Source organism: Micromonospora sp. NPDC126480 (genome assembly GCF_040302465.1).
Lineage (GTDB): Bacteria > Actinomycetota > Actinomycetes > Mycobacteriales > Micromonosporaceae > Micromonospora.
Window position 1 is genome coordinate 46,213 of sequence record NZ_JBEORU010000013.1, and the last position, 20,528, is coordinate 66,740.

General features: G+C 73.1%; 17 protein-coding genes. 8 read left to right on the plus strand and 9 right to left on the minus strand.

Translation table 11 applies throughout. The annotated features are described in order from the left end of the window. Positions 1-13: 13 nt before the first annotated feature. From ABTW87_RS14555 to ABTW87_RS14570, 4 genes are all read right to left on the minus strand, one after another. The gene (locus ABTW87_RS14555) at positions 14-1,402 is read right to left on the minus strand and encodes a DUF4331 domain-containing protein (RefSeq protein ID WP_350651293.1); all 1,389 of its coding nucleotides are present in this window, start codon (positions 1,400-1,402) and stop codon (positions 14-16) included. A gap of 97 nt (positions 1,403-1,499) precedes the next feature. Further along, entirely contained in the window at positions 1,500-1,907 is a 408-nt protein-coding gene (locus tag ABTW87_RS14560) for a hypothetical protein (protein WP_350651294.1), read from the minus strand. Between the two features lie 159 nt (positions 1,908-2,066). Further along, a complete protein-coding gene (locus tag ABTW87_RS14565) occupies positions 2,067-4,577 on the minus strand; it encodes a bifunctional FO biosynthesis protein CofGH (RefSeq protein ID WP_350651295.1) in 2,511 nt (836 codons plus the stop codon). 168 nt (positions 4,578-4,745) lie between these two features. After that, a complete protein-coding gene (locus tag ABTW87_RS14570; RefSeq protein ID WP_350651296.1) occupies positions 4,746-5,657 on the minus strand; it encodes a hypothetical protein in 912 nt (303 codons plus the stop codon). 99 nt (positions 5,658-5,756) lie between these two features. Between ABTW87_RS14570 and cofD the strand changes: the two genes are divergently transcribed. Both cofD and ABTW87_RS14580 read left to right on the plus strand, forming a co-directional pair. Next, a complete protein-coding gene (cofD, locus tag ABTW87_RS14575; protein WP_350651297.1) occupies positions 5,757-6,758 on the plus strand; it encodes a 2-phospho-L-lactate transferase in 1,002 nt (333 codons plus the stop codon). After that, a complete protein-coding gene (locus ABTW87_RS14580) occupies positions 6,755-7,843 on the plus strand; it encodes a coenzyme F420-0:L-glutamate ligase (RefSeq protein WP_350651298.1) in 1,089 nt (362 codons plus the stop codon). The genes cofD and ABTW87_RS14580 overlap by 4 nt, the downstream gene beginning before the upstream one ends. Positions 7,844-7,870: 27 nt before the next feature. Here the strand turns inward: ABTW87_RS14580 and ABTW87_RS14585 are convergent, their stop codons facing one another. After that, a complete protein-coding gene (locus ABTW87_RS14585) occupies positions 7,871-8,860 on the minus strand; it encodes an ArsR/SmtB family transcription factor (RefSeq protein ID WP_350651299.1) in 990 nt (329 codons plus the stop codon). Positions 8,861-9,158: 298 nt separating this feature from the next. Here ABTW87_RS14585 and ABTW87_RS14590 point away from each other — a divergent pair, with 298 nt between their 5' ends. Beyond that, on the plus strand, positions 9,159-9,758 hold the full coding sequence (locus tag ABTW87_RS14590; RefSeq protein ID WP_350651300.1) for an NUDIX hydrolase: 600 nt from the start codon (positions 9,159-9,161) through the stop codon (positions 9,756-9,758). Here the strand turns inward: ABTW87_RS14590 and ABTW87_RS14595 are convergent. Both ABTW87_RS14595 and ABTW87_RS14600 read right to left on the minus strand, forming a co-directional pair. Then, on the minus strand, positions 9,727-10,818 hold the full coding sequence (locus ABTW87_RS14595) for a mannose-1-phosphate guanylyltransferase (protein WP_350651301.1): 1,092 nt from the start codon (positions 10,816-10,818) through the stop codon (positions 9,727-9,729). The genes ABTW87_RS14590 and ABTW87_RS14595 overlap by 32 nt on opposite strands. A 61-nt stretch (positions 10,819-10,879) precedes the next feature. After that, positions 10,880-12,025 (minus strand): glycosyltransferase family 4 protein, encoded by a 1,146-nt coding sequence (locus ABTW87_RS14600; protein ID WP_350651302.1) that lies wholly within the window; start codon positions 12,023-12,025, stop codon positions 10,880-10,882. A gap of 152 nt (positions 12,026-12,177) precedes the next feature. On the opposite strand from ABTW87_RS14600, the gene ABTW87_RS14605 reads away from it, so the two are divergent. Continuing rightward, complete coding sequence (locus tag ABTW87_RS14605; protein ID WP_350651303.1) at positions 12,178-12,864, plus strand: TIGR03089 family protein; 687 nt, start codon at positions 12,178-12,180, stop codon at positions 12,862-12,864. A 108-nt stretch (positions 12,865-12,972) separates the two neighbouring features. Here ABTW87_RS14605 and ABTW87_RS14610 read toward each other — a convergent pair whose 3' ends face one another. Together ABTW87_RS14610 and ABTW87_RS14615 are read right to left on the minus strand one after the other, a co-directional pair. Continuing rightward, positions 12,973-14,964, minus strand: a complete 1,992-nt coding sequence (locus ABTW87_RS14610) for an acetoacetate--CoA ligase (protein ID WP_350651304.1) — start codon at positions 14,962-14,964, stop codon at positions 12,973-12,975. 218 nt (positions 14,965-15,182) lie between these two features. Continuing rightward, positions 15,183-15,701 carry an acyl-CoA thioesterase gene (locus ABTW87_RS14615; protein ID WP_350651305.1) on the minus strand — a complete coding sequence of 173 codons (519 nt, stop codon included), beginning with the start codon at positions 15,699-15,701 and terminating at the stop codon, positions 15,183-15,185. Positions 15,702-15,724: 23 nt separating this feature from the next. Here ABTW87_RS14615 and ABTW87_RS14620 point away from each other — a divergent pair, with 23 nt between their 5' ends. From ABTW87_RS14620 to ABTW87_RS14635, 4 genes are all read left to right on the plus strand, one after another. Continuing rightward, positions 15,725-16,372: a hypothetical protein gene (locus ABTW87_RS14620; RefSeq protein ID WP_350651306.1), complete on the plus strand. Its 648-nt coding sequence runs from the start codon at positions 15,725-15,727 to the stop codon at positions 16,370-16,372. A gap of 77 nt (positions 16,373-16,449) precedes the next feature. Then, positions 16,450-17,313, plus strand: coding sequence for a hypothetical protein (locus ABTW87_RS14625; protein WP_350651307.1), 864 nt, complete (start codon positions 16,450-16,452; stop codon positions 17,311-17,313). Between the two features lie 20 nt (positions 17,314-17,333). Continuing rightward, positions 17,334-18,245, plus strand: coding sequence for a hypothetical protein (locus ABTW87_RS14630; RefSeq protein WP_350651308.1), 912 nt, complete (start codon positions 17,334-17,336; stop codon positions 18,243-18,245). Further along, the gene (locus ABTW87_RS14635; protein ID WP_350651309.1) at positions 18,245-20,518 is read left to right on the plus strand and encodes a BREX system ATP-binding domain-containing protein; all 2,274 of its coding nucleotides are present in this window, start codon (positions 18,245-18,247) and stop codon (positions 20,516-20,518) included. The genes ABTW87_RS14630 and ABTW87_RS14635 overlap by 1 nt, the downstream gene beginning before the upstream one ends. Positions 20,519-20,528: the final 10 nt, after the last annotated feature.

Below are 20,528 nucleotides of genomic sequence, written 5' to 3' on the forward strand. Positions count from 1 at the left end.
GCTACTCCCAGATTCAGGCGGCCGGATTGTTGAAGCCGTCGTACGGCGTACCCAGGTAGGGGAAGGCACCGAGAAACGGTGCGGTCACGTCGGTGGCGTCGAGCCCGGGCGTGACCGCCGCCGCCGCGGCGTCCGGCTGGAACGTCCGGTCGACGAGCGGCACGGTCAGCCCCGCGATCGCCCGCAGCGCGATCGTCACCACGTCGTCGGTGACCCGCCGGCCGTTCGGGAAACCGGCGAGATCGCCGCCCAACAGGCCGAACCGGTTCGGCCGGCGGCTCGGCGGGATCGCCGTGTTCAGCCGCAGCAGGTCGGCCTGGATCTCACCGGTGTTGTTGGTGAACCCGTCGATCAGCCCCTCCGGGATGCCGGTCAGCAGGATCGCCACCAGGTCGGCGCGGGCCTTCTTCGACTTGTTGAGCCGGTCGAGGTTGGGAAAGACGTCCGGGTAGAGGGCCGGCAGCAGGGCGGCGAGTTCCGGCCGCTCGACGAACCGCGCGAAGCGCTTGTCCTCGGTGGGCGGCAGCGAGTTCCACAGGTCCTTCTGCGCCATCGGCACCACGACCTCGTTGAACAACGGGTTGCCGAGCCGGGAGACCTGCGTGAACGGGCCGGCCGGGGTGTCCGCGGCCCCCCGGTCGCCGAGCACCCGGACCTGCCGCCGGGACGCGGTCGTCCACACGCCGATCACCGAGGCCCGGTCGGTCACGCCGTACCGGTTAGCCCGGCGGCGCACCTTGGTGAGCGGGATCTGCATGGCGATGCTGTGCACGTTCAACCGGTCGGTGGCGTTGACCGGCTCCCCCTCGGCCTTGAAGAGCTTCCTCCCGGCGACGTGGAGTTGCTGGAACGGCCGCAGCGTGCCCAGGTCGAAGATCGCACCCAGGTCCACGAAGAACCCGTCGGCCCGCTGCCCGGCGAACACCCGCTCCCCCGTCGAGAGCGTGAACGTGGCCTGCCGCACGAGGTCGGCGTACTTCGGGGTGGAGAGCGGGCCGACGTTGCACGGCGGGCAGGGCAGCCGGTGTGCGAGCTGGTGCGCCCGGCCGTCGGCGATGCGGGTCAGGCTGTAGAACTGCCGGCGGTTCCAGTTCGGGCTGTCCAGCGAGTCGATCGGGCCGGTGTTGTAGAGAAAGCTGTTCGGGTTCGTGATCTCGGTGGTGAACTCGAACCGGTACGTGACGTCGGCCTGCCCGTCGCCGTCGTTGTCGACGTGGATCTCGTACCGCACGTCGTCGCCGAACTCGAAGAAGTTCGGGCCGCCGGAGGGCAGCTGCAACGGTACGTAGTTCGCGATCACCGTCACCGAGTCGGGACGGTCGGGGCTGACGAAGGCGTACAGGTCGGACGAGTCGGCGACGGGATCCTTGGCGATCTCCGGTGCCTCGCGGTGCGAAGACATGGCGGACCAAACCTCACTGTGCGGGGAAGGGAGCTGCGGAAAAGGCGGGACGGCAGCGGCGCCGGGCCGGTGGGCGCGGAGGGCGGACGGCGCGGGATCAGCGCCGCGCGGCGCGTCGCAGCCGGTCCGCCAGGCCGCGGTCGCGTACCTCGATGCGGGACGTGCCGACGAAGACGTCCAGCACGCCGGTGTCGGCGTCGCGCAGGTGGACGACGATCGGGTCGTCGGCGTCCCCGGCCACGCCGGGCGCGTTCTGCGCGGAGGACAGGCCCGGCACGGTGAGGGCGGCGGCGCCCAGGGTGGCGCTCGCCGCCGCGGTCAGCGTCTGCCGGCGGGTCAGTCGCGGCAAGCGCCGCTGCCCGAAGCCCGGCAGGCCGCGGGCCGGCGGGTCCCGCCGCGCATCGGTGGCCGCGGCGGGAATCCCGGTCACGACGATCTGCGGACCGGCCTCCGGCTCACCCGCCCCGGCCGGGCCGTCGGGCTGATCACTGGTGATGGGCGTCATGGGCAACCTTTCCGGCGGCGGGCACGGCCGCCCGCACGATGACGGACGCGGGGCCCGGGCCGGCGCGCGCCGGCCCCGCGGGAGGTAGCCGGCGGCGGTCCTCGCCGTAACCGCCGCCGGCACGCTTGGGTACGGCCGGCGGCGGGGAAAGGTTCGACGCTACGCGGACAGGTGACCGTACGCGGTCGTACGCTTGCGCGCCGGTCGCCCGGCCGCCGCCGCGATCGCGATCAGCTGCTCCTCGGTACGGGCCGAGCCGTTGCCCGACCCGGCCATGCGCGAAATGGTCTCCTCCATCAACGTGCCGCCCAGGTCGTTGCAGCCACCGCGCAGCAGCTCGGCCGCGCCCTCGTCGCCGAGCTTCACCCACGAGCACTGGATGTTGCCGATCCGGCCGTGCAGCAGCAGCCGGGACATCGCGTGCACCACCCGGTTCTCCCGCCAGGTCGGCCCCGGTCGGGCGATCCCGGCCAGGTAGATCGGGGCGTTCGTGTGCACGAACGGCAGCGCGACGAACTCGGTGAAGCCGCCGGTGCGGTCCTGCACGCCGGCCAGGACGCGGAAGTGCGCGAGCCACTGCGCCGGGTGGTCGACGTGCCCGTACATCATCGTGGAGCTGGACCGGATGCCCAGCTCGTGGGCCGTCGTCACCACCTCGACCCAGGCGGCGGCGGGCAGCTTGCCCTTGGTGAGCACCCAGCGCACCTCGTCGTCGAGGATCTCGGCGGCGGTGCCGGGGATGGTGTCCAGCCCGGCCGCGCGCAGCTCGCCCAGCCACTCCCGGACGGACACGCCCGCCTTGGCGGCCGCGGTGACCACCTCCATCGGGGAGAACGCGTGCACGTGCATCCCCGGGACCCGTGCCTTGATCGCGCGCACCAGATCGGCGTAGATGGTCACCGGAAGCTTCGGGTCGATGCCGCCCTGGAGGCAGACCTCGCTGGCCCCGGCCGCCCACGCCTCCTCGGCCCGGTCGGCGACCTGCTCGACGGAGAGCCGGTACGCGTCGGCGTCCCGCTCCCGCTGCGCGAAGGCACAGAACCGGCAGCCCACGTAGCAGACGTTGCTGAAGTTGATGTTCCGGTTGACGACGTACGTCACGTCGTCGCCCACCGTGTCGCGGCGGACGTCGTCGGCGAGCCGGCACAGCTCGTCAAGCGCCGGGCCGTCCGCGGCGAACAGCGCCAGCGCCGCGTCGGCGTGCCCCGGCGCCAGCAGGGCCGCCGGGTCATCGGCGGCGAGCCGCAGGCCGGCACGCAGGTCGTGGTCACCGGCGCCCGGGGTCGCCCCGGCGGTGACCTTGCCGGCCACCGCCGACCAGTCGCCGTAGACGTGGTCGAAGTCGCCCCGACGGTCCGCCGTCCGGCCCGTGGTGTCGATGGTGACGTGCAGGTCGGTGCGCCCGCCGTACGCCTCGTCCGGCTCCTGCCAGGGGCGGCCCACCGGGCGGGCCTCCTCCACCGCCAGCCCGGTCGCCGGGTCGGCCAGGGCGGTGACGTGCGGCAGCAGGCGCGGGTCGAGCCACGGGTCGCCGGCGCGGACGTACTCGGGGTAGATCGTCAACCGTTCGCGCAGCGTGAAGCCGGCCTTCTCGGTGTGCCGGGCCAGCTCGTCGATCTGCGGCCAGGGACGCTCCGGATTCACGTGGTCCGGCGTGAGCGGGGAGACGCCGCCCCAGTCGTCGATGCCGGCGCGCAGCAGCAGGTCGTACTCGCCGGCGATGAGGTTCGGCGGGGCCTGGATACGGGCCTTCGGGCCGAGCAGCACCCGGGCCACCGCGACGGTGGCGGCGAGGTCGTGCAGCTCGGCGTCGGGCATCCCGCGCATCGCCGTGTCCGGCTTGGCCCGGAAGTTCTGCACGATCACCTCCTGGAGGTGGCCGTACTCGCGGTGGGCGCGGCGGATCGCGAAGATCGCGTCGACCCGCTCCGCCGGCGTCTCCCCGATGCCGATGAGGAGCCCGGTGGTGAACGGCACGTTCACCCGGCCCGCGTCGTCGAGAACCCGAAGCCGGACCGCCGGCTCCTTGTCCGGCGAGCCGTAGTGCGGCCCGCCGGGCTCCGACCACAGCCGGGTCGCGGTGGTCTCCAGCATCATGCCCATGCTCGGCGCGACCGGCTTCAGCCGTTGCAGCTCCGCCCAGGAGAGCACCCCCGGGTTCAGGTGCGGCAGCAGGCCGGTCTCCTCCAGCACCGCCACCGCACAGGAGCGCAGGTAGTCGAGGGTGGAGTCGTACCCCCGCTCGTCCAGCCACCGTCGGGCCGCCGGCCAGCGCTCCTCCGGCCGGTCGCCGAGGGTGAACAGGGCCTCCTTGCAGCCCAGCTCCGCGCCCTGCCGCGCGATCGCCAGCACCTCGTCGCGATCGAGGAACGCCGCCGGCAACCGGTGCGGCACGGTGGCGAAGGTGCAGTAGTGGCAGCGGTCCCGGCACAGCCGGGTCAGCGGAATGAAGACCTTCTTGGAGTACGTGACGACGCCCGGACGCCCGGCGTCGCGCAGCCCGGCGTCCCGGATCGCCCCGGCGACCCGCAACAACTCGTCCAGCGCGTCGTCGCGCGCGCCGAGCAGCGCGGTGGCCTCGTCGGCGTCCAGCGCCCGTCCGGACGCGGCCCGGCGCAGTGCCCGCCGCATGCTCGCCTCGGTCGGGCCCGGGTCGGTGCGATCAACCATCCGCTCAGCGTAGGCGTTCCGCACCGAGCCCCGCTCGAACCGATCCCGAGCGTGGGACAGCCCACCTGACCGGGCCGGCACCCGACCGGCGGTGATCAAGAGGTTGTGGCCCGGAGAAGGCGCTCACCAGGACCGAAACCTCTTGATCACCGCTCGAGTCCGGGGCGGTCAGTCGCCGGAGGGGTTGATCCGGCGGGTGCGGTTCGGGTCCTCGTCCCGGGGCGGCGCCGGGGCCTCCGCCGGCTGACGCGGGATGGCCTGGGTGGGGTCGGCCGAGGGCGGCTGGCCGAACGGCGCTGCCGGGGCGGCCGGCGACGCCGGGGCCGGGTTGGCCGGCGGGGTCGGAGCCGGGTTGGCCGGCGGGGTCGGGCTCGGCGTACCGGGGAAGGGCGGGGCCGGCTGGCCGTACGGGGCGCCGTACTGCGTCGGGGCGGTCCATCCGCCGGACTGGCCCGCGCCCGGCCACCCGGACTGGCCCGGGTGGCCGCCGCCGGACTGGCCCCCGCCCGGCCACCCGGGCTGGCCGGGGTACTGCCCGCCGGGGTGGCCGCCGGGCCAGCCGGGCTGGGGCGTGCCGTACATGCCGGGCTGCGGCTTCGGCTTCGGCACGTGGTAGAGCGTCCGCCAGACCCGGTACACGGCGAAGCCGGCCGTCAGCAGGAGCGCCAGCCCGGCGAGGCGGGTGAGCAGGCCGAGGAAGGCATCCAGCACCTCGCCCTCGGCGAGCCGACCGAACGACCAGATCAGGAAGGTGAGCCCGCCGAGGGCGGCGCTGACCGCGTACTCGCCGATCGCCACCTGCGTGATCAGCTTCGCCCGGGGCACCACCGGCCGGAGGTGGGTGGCCAGCAGCACCGCAAGCAGCGGCAGGACCACCGCCTCGATGCCGGCGAACGCGAAGAAGGTGCTGCCCGCCCGCCCGGTGACGTACCCGTTGGGGGTCAGCAACCGGAGCAGGCCGACGAAGAGGAAGACGGCGTTCGCGCCGAGGAGCACGAACGCGGCCGGCTCGCGCAACGGCCGGGTCAGCTGGCTGGCCGGTGTCGGGTCGGTCGACGCCGGCTCGGCGGGGCTGTTCACGGTATCCCCCTTCGGGCGGAAGCGGACAGATGCCGACGTGAGCCTAGTCTCCCCGATCGGCGGCGGACCGGAGGCGGCCCGTGCGCGAGGATGGACGGCATGCGCATCGTGGTTCTGACCGGAGGCATCGGCGGCGCACGGTTCCTGCTCGGCGTCCGGGCGTACGCCCGGGAGGTCGGGGCCGAGGTGACCGCCGTGGTCAACGTGGGCGACGACCTGTACCTGCACGGGCTGAAGGTCTGTCCAGACCTCGACAGCGTCATGTACGCGCTGGGCGGCGGCGCCGACCCGGAGCGCGGCTGGGGCCGCGCCGGGGAGACCTGGGCGGTGAAGGAGGAGCTCGCCGCGTACGGGGCGGAGCCGACCTGGTTCGGCCTCGGCGACCGGGACCTCGCCACGCACCTGGTACGCACCACCATGATCGGCGCCGGCTACCCGCTGCACCAGGTGACCGAGGCGCTCGCCACCCGCTGGCAGCCCGGCGTACGCCTGCTGCCGGCGACCGACGACCGCCTGGAGACCCACGCGGTGGTGAGCCTGAGGAGTGAGCCTGCGAGCCCCGCGGTCGCGAACGGAGCCGGCGCTGCCGACCTCGACGGCGGCCAGCGGGCGATCCACTTCCAGGAGTGGTGGGTGCGGTACCGGGCCGAGGTGCCGACGCACCGGTTCGTCTTCGTCGGCGCGGAGACCGCGAAGCCGGCACCCGGCGTGGTCGACGCGATCGCCGGCGCGGACGTGGTGCTGATCGCGCCGAGCAACCCGGTGGTGAGCATCGCCCCGATCCTGGCCGTGCCGGGGCTGCGCGAGGCGGTCGCCGACGGTCCGGCCCCGGTGATCGGCGTGTCGCCGATCATCGGCGCCGCGCCGGTCCGTGGGATGGCCGACCGGTGCCTCGCCGTCCTCGGCGTCGAGTGCAGCGCGGCCGGCGTGGGCGGGCTCTACGGCGGGCGCTCCGCGGGGGGCCTGCTGGACGGCTGGCTGGTCGCCGAGGAGGACGCGGAGACGGTGGTGCCGGGGGTGACGGTCCGCGCGGTGCCGCTGCGGATGACCGACGAGGCGGCGACGACGGCGATGGTCCGCGCCGCGGTGGAGTTGACGTGAGGCTGGAGATCCTGCCGGTGCACGGCATCGGCCACGTTTCCGAGGGCGACGACCTGGCGGCCATGATCGCGTCGGCGGCGCCGTGGCTGCGGGACGGCGACGTGCTGGTGGTGACCAGCAAGATCGTGTCCAAGGCGGAGGGACGCCTGGTGGACGTTCCGGCGGACGGGCCGGAGCGGCTCGCCGCCCGGGAGGAGGTGCTGGCGGCGGAGACCGCGCGGGTGGTCGCCACCCGGGGGGCGACCCGGATCGTGCAGACCCACCACGGCTTCGTGATGGCCTCCGCCGGCATCGACGCGTCGAACGTCGACAAGACCCGGCTGGTGCTGCTGCCGGTCGACCCGGACGCCTCGGCCCGGGCGCTGCGCGCCGCCCTGCGGGACCGGCACGGGCTCGACGTGGCTGTCGTCATCAGCGACACGATGGGCCGGCCGTGGCGCAACGGGCTCACCGACGTCGCCCTCGGCGTCGCCGGCCTGGCCGCCATCCGGGACCACCGGGGCGAGGTCGACCCGTACGGCAACGAACTCGAGCTCACCCAGATGGCGGTGGTCGACGAACTGGCCGGCGCCGGTGAGCTGGTCAAGGGCAAGTGCGACCAGGTGCCCGTGGCGGTGGTGCGCGGTTACCTGACCGGAACGGGGGCCGCCGACGGCGCTGGCGCGAAGGCTTTGGTGCGGGAGTCGGCACTGGATCTCTTCTCGCTCGGCACCGCCGAGGCCCGGGCCGCCGGGCTGGCCGGCGCGGCCACCCTCCCGGAGGGCACCGGCCCGGCGGCACCGGACCCGGCGGCGGTCGAGCGGGCCATCGCCGCCGTGGCCGGCTCGGTCGCGCCCGGCACGGTGTTCACCCCCGTCACCGATCCGGAGGTACGCGGACGCCTGGCCGGCACGGTGCCCGGCTGGCCGGACGGCGCCGGAGCCCTGGTGCTCGCCGCCCCGCCGACCCCGGTCGACCAGTTCGGCCTGGTCCGGTTCGGAGCCGACCTGCACCGCCTGCGTGCCGCCCTGGCCGCCGAGAACGTCCCGTCGACCCTCCTCCCACCCCCGCCCAACACCCCCGCCATGGCCACCCTCGCCCTCTGACAGTGATCGCGGAGCGGGTCGCCGGGGTCAGGCGTTCAGGACCGCGCGGCCCAGCGGGGTGATCGTGTGCAGGACCGTGTTGCGGTCGCGCCGGCTCACCAGCAGGCCGGCGTTGCGCAGCACGCTCGTGTGCTGGCTCGCCGCGGCCGCCGAGACGCCCAGGCGGCGGGCCACCTCTCCGGTGGTGCAGCCGTCGACGCTCGCCTCCAGCACGGCGGCCCGGGTCCGCCCGAGCAGCGCCGCCAGGGCCTCCCGCCCGGAGGGGTGGCCGTCGCCGCCGCCGGCCGGCGCCAACCCGCCCAGCCGGTCCACCGGATACACGAGCACCGGCGGAAGCTCCGGGTCGAGCAGCGCCACCGGGGTGCGCGCGCAGAAGAACGACGGCACCAGCAGCAGCCCGCGACCGTCGAGGTGAAGTTCCCGGCTGTCCGGGTAGTCGCGCACCTCCAGCGTCCCCGACTCCCACCGCATCGCGGGGCGCAGGCTTGCCAGCAGCCCCTCCACCCCGCCGTCGAGAAGGGCGCGGGCGCGCTGGGTCCGGTCCGCCTCGACCGCCGCCTGGATCCGCGGCCAGTACGGATTGATCGCCAGGTCGCGGTAGTGCGCCATCGACCGGGTCAGGTGCTCCAGCACCTCCGGCTCGCCCCGGGCCAGCGCCGACGCCGAGGCGGGCAGGGGGTTGGCGGCGGCCAGCACGGCGAGATCGCGCCGCAGCATCGGCACGGGAGTGCTGCGGACGGCGTCCAGCCCCGCCTCGAAGCCGGACACGCTCTCGTACGGGGTGAGGAAGTCGGGGAAGTATCCGCGCGGCGGATTGAGGGCGAAGAGGAGCCGTACCTGCTCGGACGTGTCGTGGCTGAGCCGGCTCGCCACGCTCCGCTGCCAGGTGAACATCAACGGGTCACGGCTGCGCCCCTGGAGCAGGTGCAGGCTGAGGACCAGCTCCCAGAGCGGGTCCGGGGCCGGCGCGACTCGGGTCCGGAGGATGTCCTCGCCGGTGAAGTGGATCTTCAACATCGGGGCTCCTGTGCCGTCGGCGGAGGGGACGCCGGTGGCGGTTCGCACTCTACCCGGGCGGCAGTTATCACCACCTTTAAGCCTGAACTGAAAATCCTCGACGCCTCCGGCCGGGGTTGGGCATGCTTCCAATGCCTGGGACGAGCACATCTGTGCCGCGCCCCGGGCCACCGGGGGGCCAGTCGGCGACCGGGGCGACACCACGAGGGTCTGCGGCCACACGTCCGCAGAGGTGTCCCCGGTCGCCGCCGTGCGTTTGCGATACCGTCAGGCCCGCACGGATGAAAGGAAGGGCCCCTTGTTAACGCCTGACGTAGTGGAAGGGTCCCCTCTTAACACGCAGCTGCACGCCGACGCCGTCGCCGTGCTGCGCCGGTGGACGCCCACCTCCGCCCGTGCCGCCGAGGCCCGGGACCGCACGCTCGACCTGATCGCCGCCGGGCCGGTGGCGATGACCCGGGCGCACCGGGCCGGCCACGTCACCGCGAGCGCGCTGGTGCTCGACGCCACCGGCTCGCGGGTCCTGCTCTGCCTGCACGGTAAGTTCCGCCGCTGGGTGCAGCTCGGCGGGCACTGCGAGCCCGCCGACCGGACGCTGGCCGCAGCGGCGCTGCGCGAGGTGACCGAGGAGTCCGGCGTGGCCGGGCTGCGGATCGACCCGGACCCGATCGACGTGGACATCCACCCGGTCAGCTGCCAGGGCGGCTCGTTCCACTACGACGTACGCTTCGCCGTCCTCGCGCCGCCCGGCGCGGAGGTCCGGGTCAGCGCGGAGTCCGAGGACCTGGGCTGGTTCCCGCCGGACCAGCTGCCGGAGCCGCTGGCCGGCGGGACCAGCCAGTTGATCGGGCCGGCGCTGGCGGCGCTCAGACGAGCCCCTCTTCGCCCCGCTCCTTGAGCTCGTCCACGACCTTCTTGACGTCCTGGGCGCGATCGCGCGGACACACCAGCAGCGCGTCCGGAGTGTCGACCACGATCAGGTCGTGCACCCCGACGGTCGCGACGAGCCGGCCCGAGTGCGGGACGACCACCAGGTTCGTACTGTCCCGCAGGATCACACCGGGCTTCGCGTCCCCGCCCAGCACCACGTTGCCGTCGGCGTCCGCCGGCAGCACCTCGCCGAGGGTGTGGAAGTCGCCGACGTCGTTCCACCCGAAGTCGCCAGGGACGGTCGCCACCTTGCCCGCGGTCGCCGCGCCCTCCATCACCGCGTAGTCCACCGAGATCTTCGGCAGCGTCGGCCACACGGTGCCGAGCACCTCGTCCTGCTCATCGGTGCCCCACGCCGCGGCGATCGTGGCGATGCCGGCGTGCAGCGCCGGCTGCTGACGGGCCAGCTCGGCGAGGAAGACGTCCACCCGCCAGACGAACATGCTCGCGTTCCAGAGGTGCCGCCCGGACCGCAGGTACGCCTCGGCCACCTCGGCGCTCGGCTTCTCCTTGAACTCGGCCACCGGACGCAGCGGCCCGTCCCCGACCGGCTCCCCGGTGGCCAGGTAGCCGTAACCCGTCTCGGCACGGGTCGGCGTGATCCCCACCGTCATCAGCAGGCCCTGCTCGGCGCCGCGGGCGGCCTCGCGGACGGTCTCCCGCCACCGCTCCGGGTCGCCGATCAGGTGGTCGGCCGCGAACGAGCCCATCACCGCCGTGGGATCGCGGCGGGCGATCACCGCGGCGGCCAGGGCGATCGCCGCGCAGGAGTCCCGCGGTGACGGCTCGACCAGGATGTTCTCCTCCGGCAACCCGGCCAGTTGGCGCGCCACCGCGGTGACGTGCGCCGTGCCGGTGACCACGAAGGTGTGCTCCGGGGTCGTCAACGGGCCCAGCCGATCCACGGTGGCCTGGAGCAGCGACGCGGCGGACCCGGTGAGGGGATGGAGGAACTTAGGGTGCCCGGCGCGGGACAGCGGCCACAACCTGGTGCCGCTGCCACCCGCCGGGATGACGGCGTAAATCACCCGGACATCATGCCCGACCCCGCGGAGCGGGACCGGGCGGTCGCCGCGACCGGCGCTGCGCTCACGACCGGGCCCGGGACCAGGCCGCGATGTGCACCTCGGCGCTGGACTCCCAGGTGAACTCCTTGGCCCGGTCGAAACCGGCCTTGGCGAGCGTCAACCGGCGCTGCTCGTCGTCGAGCAGCGCGGTCAGGTCGGCCGCGATCTGGTCGGCCGCCTCACTTGTGTACGCGACCGCGTCGCCGCCCACCTCCGGCAGCGAGAGCCGGGGAGTGGTCAGCACGGGCGCGGCGCACGCCATCGCCTCCAGGATCGGCAGGCCGAAACCCTCACCGTACGACGGGTAGGCGGCGACGAGCGCCCCGCCGAGGAAGCCCGGCAGGTCGGCGTACCGGAGGTAGCCGGGACGCAGCAGCCGCAGGTGCGACGGGACCTCGGCCACCGCGTGGTCGATCTCGTCGTCGTGACCCTGGCCGCCGGCGACCACCAGGGCCGGCGGGTCGGGTCGCTCCGCCACCGCGCGGGCCCAGCCCCGGATCAGGTTGGGGACGTTCTTGCGGGGCTCCTTCGCGCCCAGGAAGGCGATGTAGCTCTGGCCGCCGAGGCCCAGCCGGGCCCGGACCCGGGCCTTCTCCTCCTCGCTCGGCGCGTGGAACGCGGCGTGGTCCACGCCGTGGTACGCGACGTCGATGCGGGTCGGATCGGCGTCCAGCAGCCGGATCAGCTCGTCCCGGGTGGCCTTGCTGGGCACGATCACGCGGTCGGCGCGGCGCAGCGAGGTCTTGATCGCACTGCGGAAGAACGTGCGGCGGGACTTGTCGTAGTGCTCCGGCTCAGTGAAGAAGGTCGCGTCGTGCACGGTCACCGTGACCGGACATCCCGCGCGCAGCGGGCACGTGTAGAAGGGCGAGTGCAGAACCTGCGCGCCGACCTGCTGGGCGAGCAGCGGCAGGCCGGTCTGCTCCCAGGCGAGCCGGGCGGGGCGGTGCGCGACGGCGGCCGGCGCGGGGATGATCTCCGCGCCGGGCAGCATGCGTGAGTAGCGCTCGAGATCGGTGCGGAGGCTGACGACGGCCAGCTCCACGCCCGACCCGCACACCTTTCCGAGCGCACCGAGCAGGCCGTCGACGTATCTACCGACGCCGCCGCGATCGGCGGGGACACTCGTGGCGTCGATGAGCACGCGGGGCGGGCGGCCGGCGGTCACGGGGCGACTCCTTGAACTGGCGGGTCTGTGGGAAACAACACTCCGGAGCAAGCCTACGCCGGGCCCGGGGGGCGGCGGTGACTGCGACCCGACGGTACGCCGACTTGTCATCGATCTCTTCTACGGCCCGCGGGCGCGTATCGTTCGCGCCGATGGCCGACAACATTGCCCGGGTCCTCGCCGACGCGGTCGCGTCCGATCCGACCCGACCCCTGCTGACCTGGTACGACGACGCCACCGGCGAACGCACCGAACTGTCCGGCGCGACCTGCGCCAACTGGGTGGCCAAGACGGCCAACCTGCTCGTCGACGGGCTCGGCCTCGGCCCGGGCGACGCGGCCGGCGTGCTGCTCCCGCCGCACTGGCAGACCGCCGCGGTGCTGCTCGGCTGCTGGTCGGCGGGCCTCACGGTGGCCGACACTCCGGGCGACGTGGACGTCCTCTTCGCCGGCGCGGGGCGGCTGGCCGAGGCGGACGGGTGGTCGGCCGGTGACCGCTACGCCCTCGCCCTCGACCCGTTCGCGCTGCCGATGCGGCAGGTCCCGGCGGGGTTCGCCGACTTCGTGTCGGAGGTCCGGACGCACGGCGACCACTTCACCCCGTACGCCGGCCCGGGTCCGGAGGACGCGGAGCTGCTGGCCCGCGCGGCGGCCCGCGCGACGGAGCTGGAGCTCACCCCCGGTGCCCGGGTCCTGATCGACGTCGACCGGTACCCCGACCCGGTCGACTGGCTGCTGGCCCCGCTGGCCGCCCGGGCGTCGACGGTCCTCGTCGCCAACCCCGACCCGGCCCACCTCCCCGCCCGCGCCGAAACGGAACGCGCAACCCTGACCCTCTGACCCTCGCGTGACCCACCCGCCAGGTCGATCATGGAGTTGTGGTGGGTGATTCGGTGGACCTCGCCCTTTTTGCGGGGCACCACAAGTCCATGATCGACGGGGTGGGGGTCAGGCTGGGGAGGGGTGGTCCTCGATGGCGCGTCGTTGGTGGGCCAGGGTGGCGAAGGCGGTCAGGGACTCCGGGTTGGCCAGCGCGCCCTTCGCCGCGGCGCTGTCGACCGGGGTGCCGGTGAGGATCTTCTTGACCGGGACCTCGAGCTTCTTCGCCGAGAGGGTACGCGGGACGGCGCGGACCTGATGGATCTCGTCCGGCACGTGCCGGGGCGACAGTGCGGTGCGCAGCTCGCGGGCGATCTTCTTCCGCAGCTCGTCGTCCAGCTCCAGGCCCTCGGCGAGCACCACGAAGAGCAGCAGCTCACCGGCGCCACCCTCGTCGTCCTCCAGGTGGACGACCACCGAGTCGACGACCTCGTCCAGCCCTTCGACCACGGAGTAGAACTCGGCGGTGCCGAGACGGACACCGCCCCGGTTCAGGGTGGCGTCGGAGCGGCCGGTGATGACGCAGCCGCCACGCGAGTTGATCGTGATCCAGTCGCCGTGCCGCCAGACGCCCGGGTAGACGTCGAAGTACGCCTCCCGGTACCGGCTGCCGTCGGCGTCGTTCCAGAAGCCCACCGGCATGCTCGGCATCGGCTCCGTGATGACCAGCTCGCCCAGCTCGCCGATGACCGCGGTGCCGTCGGCCGACCGCGCCTCCACCTTCGCCCCGAGTGCCCGGCAGGCGATCTCACCCGCGTGCACCGCCAGCAGCGGCACCCCGCCGACGAAGCCGGTGCAGACGTCGGTGCCGCCGGAGAGCGACTGGAGCTGGAGGCGGTCACCGACCGCCTCGTACACCCAGGTGAAGCCCTCGGTGGGCAGCGGCGCGCCGGTGGAGCCGACCCCGCGCAGCGCGGACAGGTCGGCGATCTGCTTCGGGACCAGGCCGGCCTTGCGGCAGGCCAGCAGGAACGGCGCGGAGGTGCCGAAGTACGTGGTGCCGGTCTCCTCCGCCAGCCGCCACAGCGCACCGAGGTCGGGGTGACCCGGGTTGCCGTCGAACAGCACGATCGTGGCGCCCACGGCCGGCCCGGAGACCAGGAAGTTCCACATCATCCAGCCGGTCGTGGTGAACCAGAAGAACCGGTCCGCCGGGCCCAGGTCGTGGTGCAGGGCCAGCATCTTCAGGTGTTCCAGCAGGATGCCGCCGTGGCCGTGCACGATCGGCTTGGGCAGGCCGGTCGTGCCGGACGAGTAGAGCACGTAGAGCGGGTGGTCGAACGGCACCGGGGCGAAGGTCAGCGGTTCGTCGGTGGTCGCGGCGAGGTCGGCCCAGGCGATCGCGCCGGCGGGCGCGGCGCCGGCCGGATCAAGGTACGCGATGCCGACGGTGTGCCGGAGCGACGGCAGGGCGGCCCGGACGGCGGCCACCTCGGCCCGCCGGTCGACCGGCTTGTCGCCGTACCGGTAGCCGTCGACCGCGACCAGCACCTTCGGCTCGATCTGCTGCCAGCGGTCGGTGACGCTGCGGGTGCCGAACTCGGGCGCACACGAGGAGAAGATCGCGCCGAGGCTGCCGGTGGCCAGCAGCAACACGTACGTCTCGGGGATGTTCGGCGCGTACGCCGCCACCCGGTCGCCGGGGCCGACGCCCAGTCGGCGCAGCCCCGCGGCCACCCGGCGGACCTGGTCCCGCAGGTCGGCGGCGGTGAGGGTGACCGGCGGGCGGGTCTGGCCGTGGGCGATCACCACCGGGTCGTCGTCGGCCCGGCCCGGCATGCGCAGCACGTTCTCGGCGTAGTTGAGGGTGGCCCCGGGGAACCAGCGGGCGCCGGGCATGGCCCGTTCGGCGAGCGTGGCCGTCGGCGGGGTGTGCGCCACGACCTCGAAGTGGTCCCAGATCGACCGCCAGAAGGCGTCCAGGTCGGTGGTCGACCACCGCCACAGCTCGTCGTAGTCGGCGAAGTCGAGCCCCCGGTGCTCGCGCAGCCAGCGCAGGTACGCCCCGATCCGGGACCGCTCACGGACGTCCGCCGGCGGCGTCCACAGCACGTCACCCATCGCTCCACCCTCCCTCGGCCCGGCACGACACTGTGAATGGGCCGTGGCGCCATCTTGCCCTACCTCGAAGCGCCATTCTCCGCACCCGGCCGCCGCCGGCGCACGTGCCCGGCCCACATGCCCGGGGCGCACCCGGTGTGGGTGGACGTCCGGGATGGGGTGTTAAGAAGGGGCCCTTCCTCTACCGGAGGCGTTAAGAAGGGGCCCTTCCTTACACCTCAGGCGGCGCGGTGTGCCTGGATGGCCCGGCGGCGGGCCAGCCGGTGAGCGCGGCGGATCTCCGCCTCCCGGAAACGCCGCTCGTCGTCGACCGTCTCCGGCAGCACAGGAGGAACCGAGCGGGGGCCGCCGCCGACGTCGACGGCCACGAACACGAGGTACGCGGTGGCGACCCGCACCGCCTCGTCCTCGGCCGAGTCCCACCGTTCGGCCGTGACCCGCACCCCGACCTCCATCGACGTCTGCCCGGTCCAGTTGACCTGGGCGTACGCGTGCACCAGGTCACCGACCCGGACCGGTTCGGAGAAGACGATCTCGTCGATCGCCGCGGTCACCGCCGTGCCGCCGCTGTGCCGCGCGGCGGCGGCCCCCGCCACGTCGTCCACGAACTTCATGAGCACCCCGCCGTGCACCGTGCCGTACAGATTGACGTCGACGGCGGTCATGATCCGGCTCAGCGTGACCCGGGAGTACGAGGTCGGCCTGCCCGGCGGAGTGGTGGAGGGGTGCTCGGTCATGCCGAAGACGGTACGGTGCGCGGATGCGACATCTGTGGAGCTTCCTCGCCGGCCTGGTGGTGGCGCCCGTCACGTGGGTCCTGGTCACTCTCGGTCAGGACGGGTCGGCGCGCACCGTCGACCGCTGGGTGGAGGTCGGAAGGTTCAACTCGGCCAACCTGATCGAGCCAGCCGTCTGGCTCGTCGTTGGCGGCGTCGTGCTCGGCCTGCTCGGCACGCTACGCGTCTCGCCGCTCGGTCCGATCGTGGCCGGGCTGCTGCTCGCCGCCCCGTACGTGGGGCTGTTCATCGCGCCGTTCACGGTGCGCGACCGCATCCCGGACGGGTGGACCTTCATCGGTGATCCGCTTCCGCTGCTCCTGCCGGTGGAGAACGGGACGCTGTTCCTGATCGGCCTGCTGCTGCTGATGGCCACGTTCAGCAGCCAGCGCTGGCGCCCCTGGCCGCTGCCGGCGGCGCCGCCCGCCGCGGCGACGACCGTCGAGCCGCAGCCGGAAGCGCCCACGCTCGGGGACTGGCCGCCCGCCGCGGCCGAGCGCGACACGGCGCCGATGAGTCTCGGCTACCCGGATCTGACCCCGACGGAACCGTTGCCGCGCCGCACCGGCGGGGAGTCGCCCTGGTCCGCGCCTCCGGGCAGCCTCGGCCGGCGCGACGACGCGTCCGGCTGACACCGGCGTCCGGCCCGTCCGCCTCCCCCGTACGTCCCCTACCGTCAGTTCGACGGTGTTGATTACAGTCAGCGGCTATGCGAGTACGACTCGTCGCCGGCTTTCGGGCGGGCGCCGCAACCGTCACCGTCGTTCTCGTCGTGCTGCTGCTCACCGGCTACCTGTGGCGGCGGGCCGGTTCCCGGCCCGCCGCCGACGACGCCGCCGCGGTCTGGTGCCTCGCGGCTGCCCAGCGCCCCGCGCTGGCCGAGGCGGCCCGCAATCTCGGGGCCGTTCACCCGGAGTCCACCGCCGACCGGCTGCACTGGCCCGGTGGCGCGGGTGAGGCGATGCGGTGGCGGGAGGCGAGACCGGGCGACTTCGACCGCGTCTGCTTGGCACTGATCGCTTCCCGGCAGGTCGGCGGGGCGGCCGCCGCATCGGCGTCCTCCTGGTCCACCCTCGCCCCGTCGTTGGTGGTCACGCTGGCCGGCGGGTTGCTCGCCGTCGGCACCGGCGTGCTCGGCGCCTTCTTCAGCCGCCGCCTGGCCACGGCCGGGGGGCGTCGGCTGGAGGCCGAGGCGTTGCGCGGCGCGGCGCGGGCGTACCGACTGGCCGTGGAGCGGCTGCTGCGCAGCCTCGAGCAGCCCGGGCCCGGGCTGGCACCCGAGGACGAGGAGGTCACCGAGCGGCGGCTGGATCTCGCTGCCCGGCTGAACGCGGTCGCCGCGGCCCACGCCGGGTGGGTCCTGCCGCGACAACTCAGCGAAGCGTTGGACGCCGGGCCGTACGGCGGGTCGCTGGTGGTGCGGTGGAACGCTGAGCGCCCGGAGCGCCGGCTCCTCTGGTTGACCGAGGTACGCGCGGCGCTCGGCCGGCTGGAGGCCGACGTCGAGCGGGTCGCCCAGGCGATCCAGGAGCCGGGGCTGTTCCGGGACCGCGAACCGGCGGAGCGGCGATGAATGACGGGAGAAGAGCACAGGTGACGATGCCGGAGAACCCGTTCGCCCTGCCGGGACTGATGCGCGACGTCGATCCGCTGAACCCGGTCCGGAACGAGGGTCACCTGTCGTTGTACGTGCCGGTGGACAACACCGAGCGCGCCTTCGAAGAGTTCTGCCGGCAGTTCGCCGACCCGTCCTACCTTCGCGACGACGGCCGGTTGGTACTGACCGCCGGTGGTCGTGGCTGCGGGAAGACCTCGTTGATCAACCGGTGTGCTCACTGGTTGCAGCAGCAACTGCGCGCCGCGAACCTGATCGGCGAAGTCATCGACGTCACGAAGGAGGCGCAGGACAACGAGTCCATGGCCGACCGCCGGGCAAAGGCGTGCAAGGCGCTGCTTGACAAGTTGTACGAGCGGAAGGTCTTCGCCTCGAAGCTCGCCTACGAGCACCGGCACAGCCCGGACGACGCCCTCAGCATGCTGCCGACCTGCCTCGCCCCGGATCGGGTCCTCATCGTGCTGCTGCCGCCTTCGGAGGACCTGACCGAGGAACTGGTCCAGTACACAGCGGACGCCCGCCGGCGCATGGTCTTCTTCGCCGAGACGAGTTACGACCTGCCGGACGAGCACCGGCGACGGATGGACCGGGCCGGGGCGCTCCCGCCGGTGCACCTGCGAGTGGGGCGGCTCAACCCGACCGACGCGGGAATCTTCGCCCGTGAACGGCTGAGTTCGGTGCCACCAGGGGCGTTACCGCCGGTGGCCGACACGGCACTGGACGAGTTCACCAGTCACCGGCTTGTCCCCATCGGAGAGATTCAACGGTTACTGTACGGGTTGTACGAGCAACTGCGCGTACAGAATGACCGACCGGAGGAAGTGACCTTTCACCACATCGTCCACCATTTCCTGAGGACCGCAGGAAGTCTGCTGGAGACACAACCCTGATGGACGCCGAAGACCTGGACCTGAGCGGTGAGGTTAATCCCTACCCGTCGAGCGCGGTCGCCCAGATCGCCGACGCCGGTTCCACCGTGGTCACCATAGAGACGCCGGCGGTACGCAGGGCCGTCAGCATGATGGAGGCGTATCTCGCAGCGCGGGACAACACCGACCACACACCGTCGGGACGGGTGGTGGCCGCGGTCGGCGACTACGGCACCGGGAAGACCCACCTGGCGGCGTACCTGATCCGGTACGCGACCGATCGGCACGCCGGTGCCGTGCAGTCCATGCACCTCAATGCGCCGCCGGACACCTTCGTCTCGCTGTACCGGGCGTTCGCCGACCGACTCGGCCAGCGGCGGGAGCTGGTGCACGACCGGGTCCGCCGCTACTACGCCGACATTCTCGCGGAGGAGCTGCGGGCGTCGGAGGCGACACTCCCGGTCGCCGAGCAACTGGCATCGGGAGCGCTCGATCCGGTGCGGGTGGTCGACCGGCTCAGCCTGATGGAGAGCGAGTTCCTGCGCCAACTCCGGGACCGACTGCGGCAGGTCACCGACAACGTCGAGTTCAGTCAGGCGCTCACCCTGCTGTTACGCGGCGGCTTCGAGGACGCGGTGTGGGAGTGGTTCAGCGGCCGACCGCCGGCCGAGGTGCTGCGGGAGCGGGGCATCACCGGCACGATCACCGGCAGCGAGTCCACCGCCCTGCAGGCGATGGGAGTCTTCGCGCTGCTGATCGGTCACGGCGCGCACCCGTTCATCGTGGTCATCGACGAGCTGGACCAGCTGTTGACCGCTGCCGGCCGGCGTGAGGACGAGGCCCTCGACGCGTTCAAGGAGATGCTCCGGGTATTTGCCGCCTCGAACACCTTCCTGCTCCTGGCCGGCCTGCCGGACCTCCTCAGCAGCATGCGGCGGGACGTGCGTGACCGCATCGACGAGCAGATCGTCATGTCGCCGCTCACCGCGGCCGAGGTCCAGTCCTACGTCCTGGAGCGGCAGCGCGGACGGCTGGCGCCGTTCACCGAACAGACCCTGGCGTACGTGGTCGAGCTGGCCAACGGCGTGCCACGCGGCGTCATCTCGCTGTGCCACCGGTTGTGGCGTCGCGCCCGCGACCAGCGCTCCACGGTCACCCACCCGATGGTTCGGCAGGTGGCCCGCGAGTTCTACGACGCCACCGGCCTGGCGAACGTGCAGGGCGAGATCCGCCAGGTGCTGGTGGCCTCCGGCTACGACACCTATGTGCCGGGACACCTCGTCGGCGGTACGGAGGACACCCGCGTCGACTACTGGGTACCGGTCGGGAGCGAGGGCGCGGGCTGCGCGATCCTCCTCGCGGAGCCTCTGCTCGACGAGGCCGACGTGACCGGCGTCCAGCGCCGTGGGCAGGCGATCCGCGCCCACGCCGACTGCGAACTGCTGCTGGTCGTCCTCGGGCCGCCGCCGGTGCGATTCCACGACCAACTGCTGGAGGCACTCGGCCGCGAGGCTCTCGCGTACCGCCCGCGGTCGTTCGTCGACCAGTTCGCGGTGGAGTTCAAGGCGATGGTCGCCCGGTTGGAGGAGCGGTACGCCCCCGAGGGCCCGTTGACGACGCTGGCACCGCAGCTGGCGCGCCTGGACCGCCGGCAGTCCGCCACCCAGCACATGATCACTCTGCTGGCCGGATCGCTCGACGACCTACGCGGCCACTACGACCAGCAACTGAACGCGATCCATCGCGAGTTGCACGAGATCCAGCGCGGGGTGTCCGGCGGCAGCGCGGACGCGCCCGGCCACATCAGCGTTGTCACCACGCTGCCGGCGCCGGTGGTCCAGTTGTTCGACGACGCGTTCGTCTCGGTGGACCTGATGACACCCACTCGGGAGTTGCTACGCCGCACCTTCCTCGACGACGACAGCGGTCGGACGGCGCGACAGGCGGTGCGTTCCCGGATCCGGTTGTCGCAGGTTCAGGCCGCCACCGGCATCACCGCGCTGTTGAACGCGCTGATCGAGGCGTTCGGTCACGCGCTCGTCGACTGGTACCGCACCGTGCGTTCCGCGCCGGACGGACCACTGGACGTACGCCACCGCGAGCGCCTGGACGACCTGTGCCGGATCTTCGATGCGGTGTACGACTATCTCCCGCTCTACGAGCTGCGGGCCTTGCGCGAGCTTGTCGGCCAGGCCGGCACCGCGCAGCAGCAGGAGGCCGAGGACGTCCTCAGCGACTTCAGCGAGCGGGTCCATCGCGAGCTGCTCAGCCCGTTCGGCACGGCCGAGCGGTGACGCCCCGCGG